The following is a 17,720-nucleotide window of genomic DNA, read 5'->3' as shown; positions in this document are numbered from 1 at the left end:
GGACTGTAAGAGAGGCTATATATGATAAAATTACTTAAAGCGTTTTGGAAAAGACTTGCGACACCAAGCAAAGCAGCCGTAGGCGTTGTTTTGTTCTTGGGTTTCTCGGGTGGTCTTTTGTTCTGGGGTGCATTCAACACGGGTATGGAGGCAACCAACACGGAAGAATTCTGTTCTGGCTGTCACGCACCTATCGTTGCTGAAATCCAAGAGACAATTCACTACTCTAACCGTTCTGGTGTTCGTGCTATCTGTTCAGACTGTCACGTTCCTCATGAATGGACAGATAAAATTGTTCGTAAGGTTCAAGCATCTAAAGAGCTATACGCACACTTTATTGCGAAAACCATCAATACTGAAGAAAAGTTCAAAGCACGTCGTGCTCACCTAGCGGAACGCGAATGGGCTCGATTGAAGAAGAACGATTCGCTTGAGTGTCGTAACTGTCACCAGTTCGATTACATGGACTTCTCAGAGCAGAGCCCCCGTAGTGCGAAACAACACTCGACTGCGCTAGCTTCTGGTGAAAAAACGTGTGTAGACTGTCACAAAGGTATTGCACACAAACTACCAGACATGCACGGCGTTGAAGGCTGGCAATAAGGAGCGATTGAATGAGTACTTTAGAAAGCGTAATTTGGCACATCCTAGGTTACAGCGCTATGCCAGTTATCATTCTTGGTGGCTTTGCAGGTGTTGCAGCCGTATCTCTTTGGATTTTATCTATGGGTAAAGACAAAGAAATCGATTAACAATCGAGATTCCATCAACTTCTACCAGATAATTCTGATATGAGTTGATACGAAAAAGCCACTGATTTCAGTGGCTTTTTTATTATCTGACGTTGTGTATCTTTATAATTGAATGTGACTTAACGCCCTAAGCTTCGTTTTCTGGCGCTTCTTTCTCTGCGGTCTCTTTATCAACCTGCTCTTGATCGACAATCGGCAGCACCTGTTTTACATAGTTGCCTGGCGCTTTGCCAATCACAGGATTAAGCTCTGAGCCTTGATTGAAAGGTTCGATTTTTTCGTCAGTTTCAAAACCTTGTAGCCACTGATTCCAGTGTGTCCACCAAGACCCCTCATTATGAGTCGCATTAGTTAGCCACTCATCCGCCGAGTCGTCTAGGTTGTCATTCAGCCAGAACCCGTACTTCTTCTTATCTGGATGGTTAACAATACCCGCGATATGACCAGATTCACCAAGCACGAACGTCTTGTTGCCACCGGTATTCAAGGCACCACGGTAAGTCCCCTGCCAAAGCGCGATATGATCTTCTTTCGCTGAAATGAAGTAGCTTGGTATTTTTATCTTATTGAGATCAATCCAGACACCGCCTACTTTCACGCCTTTGTCTTGAACAAGTTTATTCTCAAGGTAAAGCTCACGCAGCAAGAAATTATGGCATTTAGCTGCAACGTTAGTGCTGTCACTGTTCCAGTACAACAGATCAAACTCCATTGGGCTGCTGCCTTTTAGGTAGTTATCAATGTAGTAGTTCCAGTACAGGCTGTTTTCACGAAGCAAACTGAATGTCACGCTTAATGAACGACCATCCATGAATCCTTTAGCATCGTTCTGTTTCTCAATGGCGTTAATGATCGTTTCATTGATATATGCGCCAACCTCTCCCGGCTGAGAGAAGTCTAATAGAGTCGTAAAAAAGGTCGCAGTTTTAATGCGTTTCTTCATTCTTTTAGCAGCATAGTAAGCGACCGTTGAAGCGAGAACAGTACCACCAATGCAGTAACCTGCAGCATTGATTTGCTCTTTACCCGTGATATCTTCAATTGCCGTCACGGCTTTCGCTACGCCTTCCGTGACATAGTCACCGAACTCTAAGTCTTTTTGCGCTTCACCTGGGTTGCGCCAAGACATCATGAAGACGCTGTGCCCTTGCTCAAGCAACCAACGAACCATTGAGTTCTTTTCACGAAGGTCGAGAATGTAGTACTTATTGATGAATGGAGGAACGATCAACAAAGGCGTGGCGTTCACCTGAGGTGTTTTTGGGTAGTATTGAATAAGCTCGAACAGATCATTTTGAAAAACGACATCACCTTCCGTGTTCGCAACATCAACACCTAATCGGAAGGCATTATTGTTGGTCATACGGATCTTGAGGATATCCGCGCTCGCTTCAACGTCAGCTTGTAGCTGCTCTAGCCCATCTAGCAAGTTCTCACCATTGCGCTCAAGCGTTAGCTTCATCAACTCTGGGTTAGTCGCAATGAAGTTACTAGGAGAAAGAGCATTGATAGCCTGACGTGAAAAGAACGCCACACGTTCCTTGGTTTTCTCGTCTATGCCTTCGATTGAATTAATGGTGTCTATATAGCTTTTGCTGAATAACAAATAAGACTGCTTGATAAAGCTGTAAAACGGGTCATTTTTCCACGCTTCATCAATAAAGCGTTTATCACTGCGCTCTTCAGTAATGACGCTTTCGGTATTACCCATCAGTGCGGCATTTTGCCAAATCTTAAGTTGCTGTTCCCACCACTGGGATTGTAACTGAAGGAGAACGGCGGGTTGGTTAGCGGCTTGCTCGAAGATTTTTGACGCATCATCAAAATTCAACTCTTGCATCGCTTGATTTAGGGGAGATTGCGCGGCTTCCTTGTTTTGTTCAAAGTTTTCCCACCATTGCTGGTTTGTTTGTTGAAGTTTAACAAGGTAGTCCGAAAAGAAGTGTTGAAACATAACATGACTCCAATAATCGGAAAATCGCCACCGAGCCTCACAGTAAACACTGTGCTGACTCGATGGCGATTTTATTTATGCAGGTGTAACTGTTTTCAAGTTTTCAGTTGTTAGTGTTTCAACATCTTCTTTGAACTCTTTTGCAGCAGCTTGCATTTTTGAGCTATCACTCATCATCTGTTGAGACAATTGAGTTAGCGCTGCTAGTTGCTGGCTGTTGAACGCCGTTAGGCTAGTCACGTCTTTGATTTCAGTCACTGCTTTCATTTGCGCAAGACCCATGTTCGTGTAAGTCTGCATTGCATTCATTTGCAGTTCTGTCATCGTTTGGACGTTCTTTGCAACCAACTTGTTGAACTTTAAGTACGGTTCAAATTGCTTTTCAGTTTGGTCAGTAATTGTTTTGAAAATATCCGTGTACATAAGTAACTCCTGATGAATACATAGTTTAATAAATTTGTGTCACTATCGTTTCAGCCAACGCTCATCGATTAACTCGCGATGCTTTGAAAAGCTGATCCGATATTTAAGCTTGCTACCGATATATCAGGCTCTAACCTTCAATACCTTTTAGCAAAACAGCGGTTCCCATTCCCCCACCCACACAGAGTGAAGCAACGCCATAAGTCGTTTTCTGTTCAAGCATTTCATGGATGAGTGCAACAATAATTCGATTGCCTGAAGCACCTAAAGGATGGCCAAGCGCGATTGCACCACCATTCACATTGACCTTTGGCTTGAACTCATCAAGCGGTAAGTCATGCTGCTCTGACAATTGGTACATTACGCCAAGAGCTTGTGCTGCAAACGCTTCATTCAATTCAAACAAATCTACTTCTTCTAGAGTGAGATTCGCCTTATCAAGCGTTTTAGAAACGGCTTCTACTGGGCCTAAACCCATAATCTTTGGATCTAATCCAGACTGTGCGTAGCTCGTTAGCTCTACCAGTGGTGTCAGTCCGTATTTCGCTACTGCACTCTCTGAGGCTAAGATGATTGCACTCGCGCCATCATTGATGCCAGAAGCGTTACCTGCCGTAACAGACCCTTCACGGTCAAAAGCTGGACGAAGCTTTTGCAGACCTTCGAATGTCGCGTCTGACTTCGGATACTCATCGGTATCAAAAGTGACGGTTTGTCTGCGCTGCTTAACTTCTACAGGCACGATTTGCTCGTTAAACTTACCCGCCTCAATCGCAGCAACGGCTTTTTGTTGGCTTTCTAAGGCATAGTTATCTTGAGCTAGGCGCGAAATATTCAACGTGTTCGCGATATTTTCAGCGGTCATGCCCATGTGGTAGTGATTAAACGCATCGGTTAAGCCATCACCAACCAGTAAGTCTTTCATTGAGATGTCACCCATTTTGTGACCATTACGAACGCTCGCTGGTACCACAAAAGGAATTTGTGACATCACTTCAACGCCAGCAGCAATAACCACTTCAGCATCTTGTGCTTTGATGTGCGCCGCTGCGTCCATCACTGATTTCATTCCGCTGCCGCAAATCATGTTCACGCCGTATGCTGGTGTTTCCTCAGGAAGCCCTGCATAGATGGAAGCCTGACGAGCAACCCCCATGCCTTGACCTGCCGAAATCACGTTGCCGACGATTACTTCATCAATCGCATCTAACGAAAGATCGACAGACTCAAGTGCACCTTTGATCGCAACGCCAGCCAGTTCACCCGCAGATACGTTTTTTAGCGACCCGGTAAATGCACCAATAGGAGTGCGCTTAGCCGCAACAATAAATACTTTTTCCATCATTCCAACCCCTTCAGTTTCGCCAATTACTGCATGTACAAGCCGCCATTCACAGACAATGTTTCGCCTGTAATGTACGCGCCAGATTCACTCGCTAAAAAGCCCACTGCGTCTGCAATTTCAACAGGTGTTGCTAAGCGTTTCATCGGAATTTGGTTCTTGATTGAATCCAGTACTTCAGGCTTCATTTGCTCAACCATAGGAGTTGCTGTGTAGCCAGGGGCAATCACGTTCACGGTTACGCCGCTACGAGCGCCTTCTGCAGCCAAAGCTTTAGAAAAACCAATCATTCCAGCTTTCGCTGCTGAGTAGTTAGTCTGTCCAAATTGACCTTTAAGACCATTGACGGAAGATATGTTGATGACACGGCAGTTACCCTTTTCACACATAGGAGCGAACAAAGGTTGAGTCACGTTGAACAGACTGTTTAGGTTTGTTTCAATCACGTCTTTCCACGCTTCGGCATCCATCTTTTTAAAGACGCTATCACGTGTAATACCTGCGTTATTGACTAGTACATCCACCGTGCCTTCTTCTTCTAACAACTTGCTTAAGCTCAGCGCACATTCCGCAGTATTGGTAACATCTAATTCAAACAATCTCACTTGATCTTCGGTGAATTGTTTTTCGTTAAACCAATCCAAGGCACATTGGTAATTTCCAGTAAAATAAGTCGCGATAACACGATAGCCGTCTGCAACTAATTTAGAGGAAATTGCTGAGCCGATACCGCCTTTTGACCCTGTAATTAAAGCAAGCTTTTTCATTAATGGTTCCATCCCTTACAAGCAATTAAATAACAATGATGTTAATAAGATAATGTCTTAGCTGATAATTAAACTTTACGTTTTGCTTTAATTAAACCCTACAACTCAAAATCAAAAAGTATTATTACAAATATAAAATATTTTCGCATTATGATTAAAAACTAGACTTGCATCCCAAAATTAATGAAATGTTACGAATATGTAAATTAACGCAAAACTCTGATATTAATAAGGTTTATTTAATTTTACTTTTACCAACAAGCAGATAAGCCTTTGTTAATACGAGATAAATCTATATCTCCCAGCTTGTTTCAAGAATAATGCAATGTGGGAATTTGAAATGATTGATCACGAGAATAATAACAAAACTATTATTAGAAATTAATAAATGTTTCCTAATGATTCTATATGAGCTTCAATATAATTAACGTTCTAAATGGGGACGATGAGCATTATGAATAGACAAAAAAGCCCACTCAATCTATGAGTGGGCTTAAGTAAATAGCATTAATAAATTGAGCGTGGGATCTTACTTCGTAAATATTTCATTTGTATTTACATCAAGATAAATTTTGTTTTCAAGGGACAACCCACCACAATAAATAAAATATACATCTCGATTGCTGTACTTAAGAGATTTCACCCATCCGCCTAATTCTTCAAAATCACTTGGGGCACACTCCCCCTCAGAGATCAGTTTAGCCACCGAATTACGGAATTTTTCTTGATGGATCTTGAGATCATCAGACTTAACCAAATAGGAATCCAATATCTCTTTGCTTTCTTTTTCCGAAATAATGACTTCATCATTCGATAAGCCTGACATAGAGACCCATTCCGCCGTCTGTGGGCCGCCATCTTTAAGGACAATATAGTCTGAGATACGAGCCCATTCTCCCTGTTTCTCGAGTACCTCCACCTTTTCCCCTTTGTAGAGGTAATCCGTTATCAAGCCATCAATTTCAGGTTGCTCGACCACTTCTAGCTTTCTCTCCAAAACGTAAAATTCCGTCTGCTCTGGTTCAGGCTGAAGATCCATGATGGGTACGAGGTCAGATTCAGATTGCTCGGTAGCTTCTAACGCCGGCTCTTCCGTTTTCTCTTGTGGGATTGGTGCTTTATTCATGACTAAGAAGTAGTATGCCGCTCCTCCCCCTCCGCCCAATATCAACAACACAAGTAAAGCGATCAGCGCTTTTTTCATCAAATCCACCAGCTCTTCCGTTATAGGTATGTCTCAAGTGTACATCAACTCATGCTGCTGCTCATCTATACTCTCAGTAGAGCGCACGGTAAGTAGAGGAAAGTCATGAGTTTTTGGGGGAAAGTTATCATTGTAAGCGTAACTTTGAGTGCCAATGTCGCTCTAGCGAATCATTGTGACCGTGAAAACTGGCAAACACTGTTGGATCGTCAGCTCTCTTTTGAAGGTCGCTATAGTCAGTACACCAAAGAGTTCAACCAAGCTCTTTCAACCTATGAGTCACAGACATTGTTATCTAAACACTTTAATGAAAAGCAGATCATTGAGCTTTGGGCAAAGTACGAAGAAAGGTTTAATGTGCAGCTCAATAGTCATATGAATACCGCGTATGACGTCTCCGAGGTTTTGCTACAACAGGCGTATTTTGTGTCTAGTGAACTTGAAGGCGCTGACTCTCTAGCGTATTCATGGCAAGCCGTCGCCAAACACTGCACCAAAGCAAAACTCCCACGCCAGGCAGAAAGCGCGCAGGTGCACGTCCAAAGCTCACAATCACTCTCCCGAGATCTCCATACACTCAGTGAAAAATTCCGTCAGCTGTCTTCAAAATACCGCAGAGAAGCGACGATGATTGACGAAGCCCGCCACATAAACCAACCAGCAAACGGTGCATCAAACTGAAATCACCATTAGATTCTCTCACTCGTTCGACTGGACTTTTCCGATAAATATGCTTAATCCCATTCATAATATTCTAAGAACTCGTTAATCAAAGCTTTATCAATAGGTTGTGAAAGTAATGTGCTATCTATCAACAATGAAGTTCAATTTCCGACCAATGCAAGCGAGTATGTGAGATATTCATCACAAAATAGATTTACAAACGCCAGAAAATTGTTATCATGAATCTTCATATAACTTAATAACAAGAAACATTTTGGCTAGGTAATATGCAAAAAACTATGGCTTTCAACTGCTTGAGTAACACGGAATGGACTGCAGAGATAAGAGGTAAACTTTTATCTGTAGCTAAACACATGGAAGAGTTCGGTTCAGTAAGTGAGCTAGAGCTATGTAAGATATTTGGAGAGACAATTTGGAATGACGGCGTGGATTATCATTCACATGCTTTTTCATTCAGAATTAATGCACAAACTGGGGATTGTTCAATCTCTAACTTTAAGTATCACTAAGTTTTGCACCTATCATATACGGAGTACCTTTCACGAGGTGCTCCGTTTTTTATTGCCTGAAGCCTGACACTTAATGGATGATTTTTGATATTGACCGCGCTTCTACTTCAGGAGTAAACCATTTCGTTTTCAGCTCATTCTGCCTTCGTGTTACTGCTCAGAGTTTGGCTTAATCGGTATAAATTGGCAGTGGTGCATTGCCTTTTACTTGTCTTATCGCAAGGTGGGTATGAATATCTTTCACGTTAGAGAGCCTTTGAAGTTTTCTTGTAAATGCCTCGTAGGCCATCAAGTTCGGGCTAACCACTTCTAGCAAATAGTCATAAGCCCCAGATACAACATGGCAACTGATCACCTCTTCCATCTCTACAACAGCCGCCTCAAACTTATCTATCGACACTTCTTGGTGGTTGTTTAGGCTCACCTCAACAAACACACTCATTGTGATGCCGACTTGTTCTCGTGACAAGCTCACACGATAACCGTCAATAATGCCCTTTTCTTCTAGCCTTTTGACTCGTCTTGCACAAGGCGAAGGTGATAAACCCACTTCATCAGCAAGTTCAGCCGTGGTTAACCTGCCATCTTTTTGTAGCAGTTCGAGAAGATGCCTATCAATTCTATCCATAGTAAATGCCAAACATTAGTTAAATCCGTTAATTATTTGGTGAATATTAGCAGAAATCATCAACGATAGTTCAAGTTTAGCCAAAACTTGCCAACCTGTGGCACACCAACTGTTCCATAATGAGTCATCACCCACTCTCCTTCTATATTATGAATCTTGGCTACTTATCTATTACTGTCACCCTACTCATTTGGGCGAGCTTTTTTCTTTCTCTTAAAGGCGGCGCAAATTCAGATTTAACACCTGCCGATATCGCTCTCACAAGATTTCTCATACCGGCTTTGGTGTTATTGCCTTTGATGTGGAAAGCACGCAGCGCAATTGCCGTCGTCCCTAAACGGTATCTAACGGGTATGTTCGTAGGTAGCGGATTACCTTATCTGCTTGTTGCCGGAACGGCCATGCAGTTTGTTCCGGTATCTCATGGCAGTGCTCTTGTTCCGGGCACGCTTCCTCTGTTCGTTACAGGAATTGCGGTACTCTTTTTTAAGCAGCCACTCAGCCGACATCGTGTTGTTGGTTTAGGTTTGGTTTTGCTCGGCATACTGTTGTTTTTAGGGAGTAGCTTAAGCAGCTTCAACTTCGAATACACCAAAGGTCATTTGTTGTTTTTATGCGGAAGCTTAATGTGGGCGATGTTCACCATCTCAGCCCGTGTCGCTAATCTTAATGCGTTAGTCAGTGCCGGTTTTATTTCTCTCTGTTCTACTTTGCTTTTACTCGTCCTAATCCTGACTGGAACCCTCCCAAGCCACCTAATGGACACACCAATCGCTAATTGGCCCTTCACGGAGCTTGCCGTTCATTCAACAGTGCAAGGCGTTGGGGCGGGGTTAATCGCTGCGTTCACTTACCTGTATGCGGTTAATACCTTAGGGGCTGAACGCTCTGCCGCTTTTGGCAGTGCAACACCCGCAGTGGCGACCTTGTTGGCGATCCCACTATTCAACGAGATTCCTGATGCGATGACTTGGCTCGCCCTTGGTTCTATTTGCATCGGCAGTTTGGTCGCGAGCAACATATTCATGAGAAACGACCAGTCGATGCAGTACCAACCGCCAAGCCATAGCAAGGCCTGATACTGCGTTCAAACCTAAATACAGTTCCCCTAAGCATCGATTTTAGGGCTTGTAGTACACAGATAAGCCTGCCAACGCAGGCTTATCTAAAATCTGCTTTTTCTAAACTCGCTTCTCCATTAAACTGTCCGACCTTTTTGCAGATCCAAGAGAACACCATGCAACGCGACTACACCTTAAATTGCTTAATCACCATGCCTCGCCATGAACTAGAAGAATTTAGTTTAAGAATGATTCATCGCCTTGTACCTGAAGATGCAATGACGGAATTGTTTACGTTCGAGCAAGAAGAAGTCACCAGCGAAGAACGCATGCAATCAGCGAAATTTGACGCAATGCTTCGAATGACAGCTATCGCGCTTGGTGAAGTAAACCTAGCCTTCTCAGAGTCGGATAACTCGCAACAGAACATCGAGCGAATGACTCGCCTACTGCTTTGGCACTTCTACTCAATTTCTTTCAACCTTGAAGAAGCAATCGCAATCGAAGTGCACTGTGAGAAAGTAGAAAAGATCTTAAAGAACGCACCTAAAGATGCGTTTGGCTGGGTTAAAGAATTAACTGAGCTACTTCACTTCTACGCGAAAGTGAACGAAGGCAACGAAGACAGTAAAGACGCTTAACGTTAGTTCTACGTAAGTATACATCGAGCTAAACGAAGGCAGACAGAGCTATACCGAAGGCAAATAAAAGCTTTGCTGAAAGGAGTTCTCTGCCTTTGTTGTTTCTAGCACGCTGTGATGTAACATCAGTATCGACTGCGCGATTTTGGTGCCAATACCTAACGAACCGTTCGGCGCTTCCTGCTCAACCTCATTATGAATCACCACCTTCACCCGTTTTGAATCCGCTTCAAAATCAACATCTAGCGACACCACGGTTCCACTTGGGCTATGCCTCAATGCATTATCTAACAGATTCAAAATCAACCTCTCAAGCAGATCACTGTCACCCACAGCCTTGATTCCAATAGGCATATTAATGTTCAACTCAACATTTTTATGGCGATATTGGCTTTGTATCGTTTCTAAGCATTCGCTCATCAGCCCATTGAAATCGATTGAAGCGTATTGATATGTGGGTACCGAGTTATCATTCTTGGCGCTATCTAACAGCGAATGGAGCTGTTCAGATAACTTGTTGCCATTGCGATATGCCACATCTATGAGTGGATCCGAATGTGGGTTTTGAATCCTCCACGTTTCTAGATACCCCAATACACTCGACAATGGCGTTTTCAAATCATGACTGAGCTGTAATAAGCTTTGTCTTCGATGTGACGACTGATATTCAAGTTGCAAAAATTGCTGTTGAATGTGCTTCGCCATCAACTGATACGAGCGTGCAATCGGCACCAATTCTGGTACTTGATGAATGAAGTTCGGGTCCAATCGAAAATCTTGCTCTGCTTGTTGTTGCAGCTTGTTGGTTACTGCTTCTATTGGGTTTAACAGGCTACGTTTAACCAATAGATAAGCCCCAACTGCAAAACCCAAGATAGAGATCAGCATGAGCCCCGCGAGCGCAATGTATGGCGTGTCGACCTGCGAATTGGCAATCACGGTGTGACGATTACTGCCAATCAAAACGTACAGATACCCGACGGTCGAACCTAGCTCTTCAATCGCTGCTACGGAAAACACCTTACGAGCCCCGGGATTGATCGGATCTTCCCCCAGAATGGGATAAGGCTCGTCGTTTAAAAACTGTTGAATGGGTGCTAAGTCTATCTGGTTGGCTAACACAGTGCCTTCTGGCGCAGCATGAGTCGTAATCTTGCCCTGACTGTCGAGGAAATAGATATCAAAATCTGGCCCTATCAACATCAAGGTGTGGAAAATGGATTTGAGCGCTTTAGGGTTGTAGTCGGTACCAATCATCAGAGGATTATCATCGCGCATATGAACCGCGAGCTCTTTGTGTAAGCTCTGCTTAGTTCTTTGTTCTATGGTCTCTTTTTGCCAATTATAGGTATAAGCAATCACCACACTCACGAGCAGAAACCACAAACTGGTGAACAACACTAAACGCGATTTGAAACTCATGTTCTCTCCTCGATGGCTCTTAGGTCTTACTGGCCTTTTAGTAAACTTCGGACGCGACACATAGGCCTAAGCTTTCGACTCAAACTTATAACCAACACCCCAAACGGTTTTAATGAAATCATCATCACTATTCGGCATCGCAAGCTTGGTTCTTAGACGGTTGACTGTGCTACACACGGTATGGTGATAGCCAGAGTGATGAGTATTCCAAACATGATCGAGCAGCTCGTCTTTGCTATACACACGCCCCGGGCGGGTTGCTAAGAAATGAAGTAAGGTAAACTCGGTAGCTGTCAGCGGTACGTCTTGGTTATTGAGTGACACCTGATGGCGTTCAGGTTGAATAGTGAGCACACCAAAATTCATAATCGATTCTGCTGTCACAACCTCTTGAGTCGCTGATTCGACATGGCTTAAACGGCGAAGCACGTTCCTCACTCTTGCTTGAAACTCGAGAACGCTGAAAGGTTTCGTTATGTAGTCATCAACACCGGCTTCTAAGCCTGACACCTTATCTAGCTCAGTGTCTCTTGCTGTAAGCATTAGCACAGGCGTCCAGTCTTCTTGCTGGCGTAACAATCGACAAAAATCGAGACCATCGCCGTCAGGTAAGCCTCGATCAAGCACGATCAAATCAAACTGGCTTCCCTGATATAGCGCTTGAGCCATTTCAATTGAGTTGGTCCTTACAACATCATGTCCTTGGAACTTGAGATGCATCTGCACCAGCTCAGCCAAGTCGTCATCGTCTTCGACTAACAATATGTTTGCCATCAAATTTACCGCAGCACTGTTCATTATCCCTGCTCTATTCGGAGTCTGCCCACCTTTCAATTGACCGGAACAGAGCAGGAATTCTTTCATCGTGTGTTACCCAGTTACTCTGTGCGAGTAATCGTGATTCGCGCACCGGGGTTAAGGAAACGATGATTGCCACTTAATGCAGAGGTAGCTAGACCATCATCTTGGCTGATTACGCCAGAGTGAAAACTCACTATATCGGTGTCGTCTCGTGTGGTATTAAAACCTTCACCACCGCCTGCTGGTCCCGGAATGGTTGCAGCAAGCTCATCGTTCAGCTCAGTTCCCGAATCCCAAACATTCATGTTCATGGTAAAGGTATCACCCACCGCTAATGACTTGAGCGATAATCCGGATTCGCCGACAAACGCATCATTGGTGTTCACCAACATCGAAGCAACTGAGATATACCCTTCTTGATTTGGGTCAACACGAATAGACACCGTGTCTTGCTCACCTGAAAGAATCAGCCCATTGCCTGAGATGCCTTGATAAACATTGGCGTCATTGTCACTGAGCGCAAGCAATTGTGCATTACTGCCTCCTTCCGCCAAGTATTCCAGATCGACAGAGGCACTTTGCCCGACTTCAAACAGGTCAAAATTCGTATTGTGAGTCAATACCGCGAGGGGCGACATAGGTTGATTGGGGGTGAGGTTAGTCACACTCACATCATAGCGATAGTAATCGTCGTCATCGTCCGGACAACCTGCTAACACAGCTACTGATGCAGCGATAAATAGAATTCTAGCTTTCATACATCCCCCTTACTTCACAACAATGGTGATAGTTGCCACAGGGTTTAACCAACGATGACTGCTACTATCAAGGTCACTGATGCCGCCAGCCGCGTTACTATCACCGATGTTACCCGGATGAATATGAACCTTAGCGTTTGATACTGCAGTTTCTACACCAGTGCCACCAGCGCCAAAGGTAATGAATGGAGGGTTTGGCATACTACCCGCCAGCTCATCATTGGCTTCTGTTCCTGCGTCATAACCATTTAGAGTCGCTTTGTAGGTGCCCGCTTGAGTTGGGATTTTCCAACTGTCTAAGCCAACAAAGCCGTCGTTGGTTGGCACTAGCATGGCACCCAATGACAAGTAAGCTAAATCACCGGTGTTGATATCAAACGTAGTTGCGACGCCCGGATTAAGAATACCGGTAGCTGGGTTTTCAACCACCACACCGCCCGCGTTTGCAATCAAACTCGATAGACCTGAAATATCGCCACCTTCGGCCATCGATTCCAATTCCGCAGAAGCACTCTCACCCGTTCTAAACATGAACAAGCTGGAGTCATGAGCGGCTGCCAAGATAGGCGTAAAGTAGATCCCTTTCGTTGCGTTGGTAACGGTCACCTCAAGCTCTGCAGCCTGAACCTGAGCCGCTCCGAAGGTCAACATAGCCGAGCTGATCACTAAGCTGATTTGAGTACGTTTGTTCATTTTGATTCCATCCTTTATCGAGTCCTATCGTTGCCAACAAAACGAATAACAGCGATATACCGTTACCTTTGCCAGAACGAACTGTGGTGTTGTTGACTCTAAGAATGGCGATCAAATCTATCAGCAACTTCATTGAATTCTCATAAAACTCTCACAAGTTTATTCAAACTTCTGACTATCCAGAAAGACAGACCTAAAATACCGATATGTAAATAGAAACTCTCGTTCCAGGAATGAGAGGTACAGAAGAAATCATGGTTCAAGAATAGCGCAGACCAAACGCAAAAAGGCCCAATCGATATACCGACTGGGCCTTTCACTGATGTATAAAACTTCTCTCAGGAAAGCTCTATTCGCTTCCAACTGAGCTAGCCGAACAACACCAATTTAGAATGCGTAGTTTGCGTCAACAAGTTCGCTTACTTCTACTTTGCTTACTTCTGCGCGAGCTTCAAGCCACTGCGCTACTTGCAGTTGCTCTGCTTCTGTCACTGAACGGTAGCGCTCAATAGAACATAAGAAACCTTCGAACAGCTCTAAACCACCGCCACCAAAGCACAGGCCGATGCTGTCGATAAAATCGATAAATTCATCGATGAACACATCGTATTGGTCAAAATCAGCAATCGAAGTCGTGCAGCTTACTTCAAAACCTAGAATAGCGAATTCACCTAGGTATAACTTCTTGCGTAGGCGGCGATTTTTGTTTTCGATTTTATCTAATTTCATAACTGCCTCTCTTTTCGTTTGATAAAGCATTTATACACAGTTCCACATCAATCCCCAAGAGTTTTGTATTACACAAGGGTGTTAATGGCAAAAATCGTGCTACAGAAACAAAACCTTAATCAAATCTATAAAAATCTGTCACTTAACTGCTTCACGATTAGTCACACATTGACCCAACTTATTAACCAATTAGTTAGTAGGTGGGTAAGTCATGAATAACGAATAATAAAATCAGCCAATAGGAAGCAGTAAAGATGAGCAAGGAAACATTTGATAGCACTCGTTTTAATAAGAGCAAAAACAAACCCTTCGAAGAAGTTTTAGATGCGAACCTTTCAAGACGAAATGTTCTCAAAGGCGGTTTAGGCATCAGTGCAATGACGGCGTTTGGTGCTTTTGGTTTAGCAGGCCACAGCACAGCGCACGCGGCGACAGCATCATCTAGCGCACCGCAAAAAAGCACTGCTACACTTGCATTCGAATCGGTTAAAGGCTCACTGACAGACAGTGTCGTTGTGCCAAAAGGCTATACAGCACAAGTATTGGTTCCTTGGGGTACTCCACTTAACAAGCAAGGCAATGCTTGGTTAAAAGATGGAACCAACAACGCACAAGATCAAGCAAACTCACTGGGCATGCACCACGACGGCATGCACTTCTTCCCGCTTAATGGCAACAGCAACGACGGTTTGTTGGTGATTAATCACGAATACATCGACCAAAAAGCACTGCACGCTAATGGTCCTACATACGATGAAGGCAACCGCCCTAGCCTTGATGAAGTACGTAAAGAGATCAACGCACACGGCGTGAGTGTGGTTCGTGTAAAACTTGAAGGCAACCAATGGGTGATGGTCGATAACGATCCTCTGAACCGCCGCTACACAGGCGCGACCGTAATGGATCTGTCTGGTCCTGTTGCACACAGTGAATTTACCAAAACCAAGTTCTCACAAGACGGCAGCCAAGCTCGTGGCACGTTGAACAACTGTGGTAATGGCTACACACCATGGGGCACTTACCTAACGTGTGAAGAAAACTGGCCGGGTTATTTCGTTAACAAAGGCGAGACAACACCAGCGCAAGAACGTATTGGTATCGCTACCGACAAAACACGTTACGGTTGGGACACGCTTTCTGGTGACAAACAAGAACGCCTAGACGAATTTGCTCGCTTTGACGTAACACCAACAGGTGAATCAGCAATGGACGATTACCGTAACGAAGCACACGGTCACGGCTACATTGTTGAAATCGACCCATACACAGCAAACTCTCGCGCTAAGAAACGTTCTGCACTGGGTTGTTTCCGTCACGAAGGCTGTACGTTTGGTAAGTTGACCGAAGGCGAGCCAATCGTATTCTACTCTGGTCACGATTCTCGCTTTGAATACCTATACAAATTTGTTTCTGAAGAGAAATGGGACCCGCGTGACGCAGAACCGAGTAATCGCCTAAGTGCGGGTGACAAGTACATGGATAAAGGCACGCTGTATGTGGCTAAGTTCAACGATGACGGTTCAGGTACGTGGCTACCACTGAATCTGAGCAGCAAGACAACAAACGGCGGCAAGCTAGGTGATTCATTTGACTCTCAAGCAGCGCTTATCATCAATACAGCGGGCGCTGCCGACCTTGTTGGTGCAACGCCAATGGATCGCCCTGAATGGTGCTCTGTTGACCCAATGACAGGTACGGCTTACCTAACGCTGACTAATAACAACAAGCGTAAAGAAGCGAACTCTGCAAACCCTCGCGTAGACAACAAGTTCGGTCATGTTATCCGTTGGGATGAAGGCAAAACGGCAGGCGAGTTCGATTGGGATATCTTCGTATTTGGTTCACCAGCAGTGGAAGACAAGTCTATTAACCGCTCTGGTCTAACAGACATGAACCAGTTCGCGAGTCCTGACGGCTTAGCGTTTGATGCTCGTGGTATTTTATGGATTCAGACAGATAATGGCGCAGACGAAGTCACTGGCTACACCAATGACCAAATGCTGGCAGTGGTTCCATCTCAATTAACGGATGACCAAGGCAACAGCGCGGTAATTGATGCAAACAATCAAGCGCAGCTAAAGCGTTTCTTTGTGGGACCAAACGGATGTGAAGTAACAGGCTTTACCATAAGCCCAGATTTCAAGTCACTGTTTGTGAACATTCAACACCCGGCAAACTGGCCATCGTCTGAAGATGCAACCGCACAAACTCAAGGCAAAGTCCGCCCAAGAGCATCTACGGTTGTGATTCGTCGAGAAGACGGCGGTGAAATCGCGGTTTAAATATACAACGCAGGCTAATCAGAAACATTTCTGTTATCTAGTCTCTGTTCGCTAGCTAAGTAAAATCAAAAAGAGCGATAAGGCCAAATGCCCTATCGCTCTTTTTATATTCTATGCATTCTTCGGTTTAAGTAAGAATCCGAATTTTCAAAACTCACCGTAATCCTAAGTCGTCATCATCCCACGTACGCGTCACCCTCGAGAAGGAGGAACGACTGAGTCGGGGATCTCTGCTCGTTGTAGGCTAACCAGAATTAGCTCACGAACAACCAAACACCAACGCCCATCATCAACGTACCTGCAATGCGGTTCATCAACTTAACATTGTCGGCTTTGCCCAGCATATGCTTTAAGCTCTTTCCGCCTGTCGCGTATAAGGTCATGCAAACAAACTCAGAAACCAGAATGATTGACACGAGAATGAACAACTGCGGTGCTAAGTCTTTATTGCTGTTAATAAAAGGAGGCAGCAAAGAAATCATAAACGCCCAGCCTTTTGGGTTCGCAATTGCAGTGACAAAACCTTGAACCACCAAGTCCCAATCATTGCTGACTTTTGTTGTTTGGTTGTCAGTACTGATCGCCAGTTTGCCTCTCGAACGCCACATCTGAACGCCTAAATAAAACAGGTAACCCGCACCAACAAATTTAAAGCCCGTAAATAGCCATGGGTAATTCAACATGATCGAAGCGATACCCAATACCGCGGCAATAGAAACCACAGCGACACCAGCCAGTTCACCGATCATCATCCATAATGTACGCTTGTATCCAACACTCATTCCAAGTGTCAACGCCAAAGTCATACACATACCGGGCGTGATTGACACGAAGAAAAACGTGGGAATAAAAGCCCAAAGTAGTGCGCTATCCATATTATTACCTTATCGACTTGTTTTTATTTATTAGTTCTTGTTTCTTGATCGGGCTTGAAATGAAGCGAGGTTGAAACGAAGCAGTAATGACAATAAACAATATTGCGATCAATACAAACAAAAAGAGCCACATAACAGTGTAATGCCGTTCACTTAAGAGTGAACGGCATTTTTGTTCTTAGCATACCGTTGTGG

At 44.3% G+C, this 17,720-nt stretch carries 19 protein-coding genes; 7 read left to right on the top strand and 12 right to left on the bottom strand.

What is annotated here, in order from left to right:
• Positions 1-21: 21 nt before the first annotated feature.
• Both AB6E52_RS15050 and AB6E52_RS15045 read left to right on the top strand, forming a co-directional pair.
• Positions 22-603: a NapC/NirT family cytochrome c gene (locus tag AB6E52_RS15050; RefSeq protein ID WP_009845456.1), complete on the top strand. Its 582-nt coding sequence runs from the start codon at positions 22-24 to the stop codon at positions 601-603.
• 11 nt (positions 604-614) lie between these two features.
• Complete coding sequence (locus tag AB6E52_RS15045; RefSeq protein ID WP_010430103.1) at positions 615-752, top strand: TIGR02808 family protein; 138 nt, start codon at positions 615-617, stop codon at positions 750-752.
• Positions 753-879: 127 nt separating this feature from the next.
• On the opposite strand, the gene phaC is transcribed toward AB6E52_RS15045, so the two are convergent.
• The 5 genes from phaC to AB6E52_RS15020 form a co-directional block, all read right to left on the bottom strand.
• On the bottom strand, positions 880-2,706 hold the full coding sequence (gene phaC, locus AB6E52_RS15040) for a class I poly(R)-hydroxyalkanoic acid synthase (protein WP_017072236.1): 1,827 nt from the start codon (positions 2,704-2,706) through the stop codon (positions 880-882).
• A 75-nt stretch (positions 2,707-2,781) separates the two neighbouring features.
• Entirely contained in the window at positions 2,782-3,129 is a 348-nt protein-coding gene (locus AB6E52_RS15035) for a phasin family protein (protein ID WP_017062616.1), read from the bottom strand.
• Positions 3,130-3,259: 130 nt separating this feature from the next.
• Positions 3,260-4,471: an acetyl-CoA C-acetyltransferase gene (locus AB6E52_RS15030; RefSeq protein WP_102320772.1), complete on the bottom strand. Its 1,212-nt coding sequence runs from the start codon at positions 4,469-4,471 to the stop codon at positions 3,260-3,262.
• 26 nt (positions 4,472-4,497) lie between these two features.
• Positions 4,498-5,238 (bottom strand): SDR family oxidoreductase, encoded by a 741-nt coding sequence (locus AB6E52_RS15025; RefSeq protein WP_017062618.1) that lies wholly within the window; start codon positions 5,236-5,238, stop codon positions 4,498-4,500.
• Between the two features lie 529 nt (positions 5,239-5,767).
• Entirely contained in the window at positions 5,768-6,451 is a 684-nt protein-coding gene (locus AB6E52_RS15020) for an SH3 domain-containing protein (RefSeq protein ID WP_102320771.1), read from the bottom strand.
• Between the two features lie 96 nt (positions 6,452-6,547).
• Between AB6E52_RS15020 and AB6E52_RS15015 the strand changes: the two genes are divergently transcribed.
• Positions 6,548-7,123: a hypothetical protein gene (locus AB6E52_RS15015; RefSeq protein WP_102320770.1), complete on the top strand. Its 576-nt coding sequence runs from the start codon at positions 6,548-6,550 to the stop codon at positions 7,121-7,123.
• Between the two features lie 269 nt (positions 7,124-7,392).
• Entirely contained in the window at positions 7,393-7,635 is a 243-nt protein-coding gene (locus AB6E52_RS15010; protein WP_017062621.1) for a hypothetical protein, read from the top strand.
• A 169-nt stretch (positions 7,636-7,804) separates the two neighbouring features.
• Here the strand turns inward: AB6E52_RS15010 and AB6E52_RS15005 are convergent, their stop codons facing one another.
• Positions 7,805-8,263: an Lrp/AsnC family transcriptional regulator gene (locus AB6E52_RS15005; protein ID WP_102320769.1), complete on the bottom strand. Its 459-nt coding sequence runs from the start codon at positions 8,261-8,263 to the stop codon at positions 7,805-7,807.
• Positions 8,264-8,412: 149 nt separating this feature from the next.
• Here AB6E52_RS15005 and AB6E52_RS15000 point away from each other — a divergent pair, with 149 nt between their 5' ends.
• Together AB6E52_RS15000 and AB6E52_RS14995 are read left to right on the top strand one after the other, a co-directional pair.
• On the top strand, positions 8,413-9,342 hold the full coding sequence (locus AB6E52_RS15000; protein WP_017064490.1) for a DMT family transporter: 930 nt from the start codon (positions 8,413-8,415) through the stop codon (positions 9,340-9,342).
• A 158-nt stretch (positions 9,343-9,500) separates the two neighbouring features.
• Positions 9,501-9,965, top strand: coding sequence for a hypothetical protein (locus tag AB6E52_RS14995; RefSeq protein ID WP_017062624.1), 465 nt, complete (start codon positions 9,501-9,503; stop codon positions 9,963-9,965).
• Between the two features lie 48 nt (positions 9,966-10,013).
• Here AB6E52_RS14995 and AB6E52_RS14990 read toward each other — a convergent pair whose 3' ends face one another.
• From AB6E52_RS14990 to AB6E52_RS14970, 5 genes are all read right to left on the bottom strand, one after another.
• Positions 10,014-11,387: a HAMP domain-containing sensor histidine kinase gene (locus tag AB6E52_RS14990; RefSeq protein WP_102320768.1), complete on the bottom strand. Its 1,374-nt coding sequence runs from the start codon at positions 11,385-11,387 to the stop codon at positions 10,014-10,016.
• A 66-nt stretch (positions 11,388-11,453) separates the two neighbouring features.
• Positions 11,454-12,185 carry a response regulator transcription factor gene (locus tag AB6E52_RS14985; RefSeq protein ID WP_102320767.1) on the bottom strand — a complete coding sequence of 244 codons (732 nt, stop codon included), beginning with the start codon at positions 12,183-12,185 and terminating at the stop codon, positions 11,454-11,456.
• A gap of 80 nt (positions 12,186-12,265) precedes the next feature.
• Positions 12,266-12,946, bottom strand: coding sequence for a spondin domain-containing protein (locus AB6E52_RS14980; protein ID WP_102320766.1), 681 nt, complete (start codon positions 12,944-12,946; stop codon positions 12,266-12,268).
• A 9-nt stretch (positions 12,947-12,955) separates the two neighbouring features.
• Complete coding sequence (locus AB6E52_RS14975; protein WP_102320765.1) at positions 12,956-13,639, bottom strand: spondin domain-containing protein; 684 nt, start codon at positions 13,637-13,639, stop codon at positions 12,956-12,958.
• A gap of 387 nt (positions 13,640-14,026) precedes the next feature.
• A complete protein-coding gene (locus tag AB6E52_RS14970) occupies positions 14,027-14,368 on the bottom strand; it encodes a YggL family protein (protein WP_004731398.1) in 342 nt (113 codons plus the stop codon).
• 254 nt (positions 14,369-14,622) lie between these two features.
• Between AB6E52_RS14970 and AB6E52_RS14965 the strand changes: the two genes are divergently transcribed.
• Positions 14,623-16,650 carry a PhoX family phosphatase gene (locus AB6E52_RS14965; protein WP_017072227.1) on the top strand — a complete coding sequence of 676 codons (2,028 nt, stop codon included), beginning with the start codon at positions 14,623-14,625 and terminating at the stop codon, positions 16,648-16,650.
• A gap of 254 nt (positions 16,651-16,904) precedes the next feature.
• Here AB6E52_RS14965 and AB6E52_RS14960 read toward each other — a convergent pair whose 3' ends face one another.
• Positions 16,905-17,525, bottom strand: a complete 621-nt coding sequence (locus AB6E52_RS14960) for a LysE family translocator (RefSeq protein WP_017064486.1) — start codon at positions 17,523-17,525, stop codon at positions 16,905-16,907.
• Positions 17,526-17,720 lie beyond the last annotated feature (195 nt).

The organism is Vibrio sp. 10N.247.311.13 (assembly GCF_041467595.1).
GTDB classification, from domain to species: Bacteria; Pseudomonadota; Gammaproteobacteria; order Enterobacterales; family Vibrionaceae; genus Vibrio; species Vibrio crassostreae_C.
The sequence above is the reverse complement of the archived record's forward strand: the minus strand, read 5'-3'. Positions and strand labels throughout refer to the sequence as shown.

Bases quoted from the DNA above. Each gene is read 5' to 3' on its own strand.
- AB6E52_RS15050 (WP_009845456.1), top strand. From the start codon at position 22: ATGATAAAATTACTTAAAGCGTTTTGGAAAAGACTTGCGACACCAAGC.
- AB6E52_RS15045 (WP_010430103.1), top strand. From the start codon at position 615: ATGAGTACTTTAGAAAGCGTAATTTGGCACATCCTAGGTTACAGCGCT.
- phaC (WP_017072236.1), bottom strand. From the start codon at position 2,706: ATGTTTCAACACTTCTTTTCGGACTACCTTGTTAAACTTCAACAAACA.
- AB6E52_RS15035 (WP_017062616.1), bottom strand. From the start codon at position 3,129: ATGTACACGGATATTTTCAAAACAATTACTGACCAAACTGAAAAGCAA.
- AB6E52_RS15030 (WP_102320772.1), bottom strand. From the start codon at position 4,471: ATGGAAAAAGTATTTATTGTTGCGGCTAAGCGCACTCCTATTGGTGCA.
- AB6E52_RS15025 (WP_017062618.1), bottom strand. From the start codon at position 5,238: ATGAAAAAGCTTGCTTTAATTACAGGGTCAAAAGGCGGTATCGGCTCA.
- AB6E52_RS15015 (WP_102320770.1), top strand. From the start codon at position 6,548: ATGAGTTTTTGGGGGAAAGTTATCATTGTAAGCGTAACTTTGAGTGCC.
- AB6E52_RS15010 (WP_017062621.1), top strand. From the start codon at position 7,393: ATGCAAAAAACTATGGCTTTCAACTGCTTGAGTAACACGGAATGGACT.
- AB6E52_RS15005 (WP_102320769.1), bottom strand. From the start codon at position 8,263: ATGGATAGAATTGATAGGCATCTTCTCGAACTGCTACAAAAAGATGGC.
- AB6E52_RS15000 (WP_017064490.1), top strand. From the start codon at position 8,413: ATGAATCTTGGCTACTTATCTATTACTGTCACCCTACTCATTTGGGCG.
- AB6E52_RS14995 (WP_017062624.1), top strand. From the start codon at position 9,501: ATGCAACGCGACTACACCTTAAATTGCTTAATCACCATGCCTCGCCAT.
- AB6E52_RS14990 (WP_102320768.1), bottom strand. From the start codon at position 11,387: ATGAGTTTCAAATCGCGTTTAGTGTTGTTCACCAGTTTGTGGTTTCTG.
- AB6E52_RS14985 (WP_102320767.1), bottom strand. From the start codon at position 12,185: ATGAACAGTGCTGCGGTAAATTTGATGGCAAACATATTGTTAGTCGAA.
- AB6E52_RS14980 (WP_102320766.1), bottom strand. From the start codon at position 12,946: ATGAAAGCTAGAATTCTATTTATCGCTGCATCAGTAGCTGTGTTAGCA.
- AB6E52_RS14975 (WP_102320765.1), bottom strand. From the start codon at position 13,639: ATGAACAAACGTACTCAAATCAGCTTAGTGATCAGCTCGGCTATGTTG.
- AB6E52_RS14970 (WP_004731398.1), bottom strand. From the start codon at position 14,368: ATGAAATTAGATAAAATCGAAAACAAAAATCGCCGCCTACGCAAGAAG.
- AB6E52_RS14965 (WP_017072227.1), top strand. From the start codon at position 14,623: ATGAGCAAGGAAACATTTGATAGCACTCGTTTTAATAAGAGCAAAAAC.
- AB6E52_RS14960 (WP_017064486.1), bottom strand. From the start codon at position 17,525: ATGGATAGCGCACTACTTTGGGCTTTTATTCCCACGTTTTTCTTCGTG.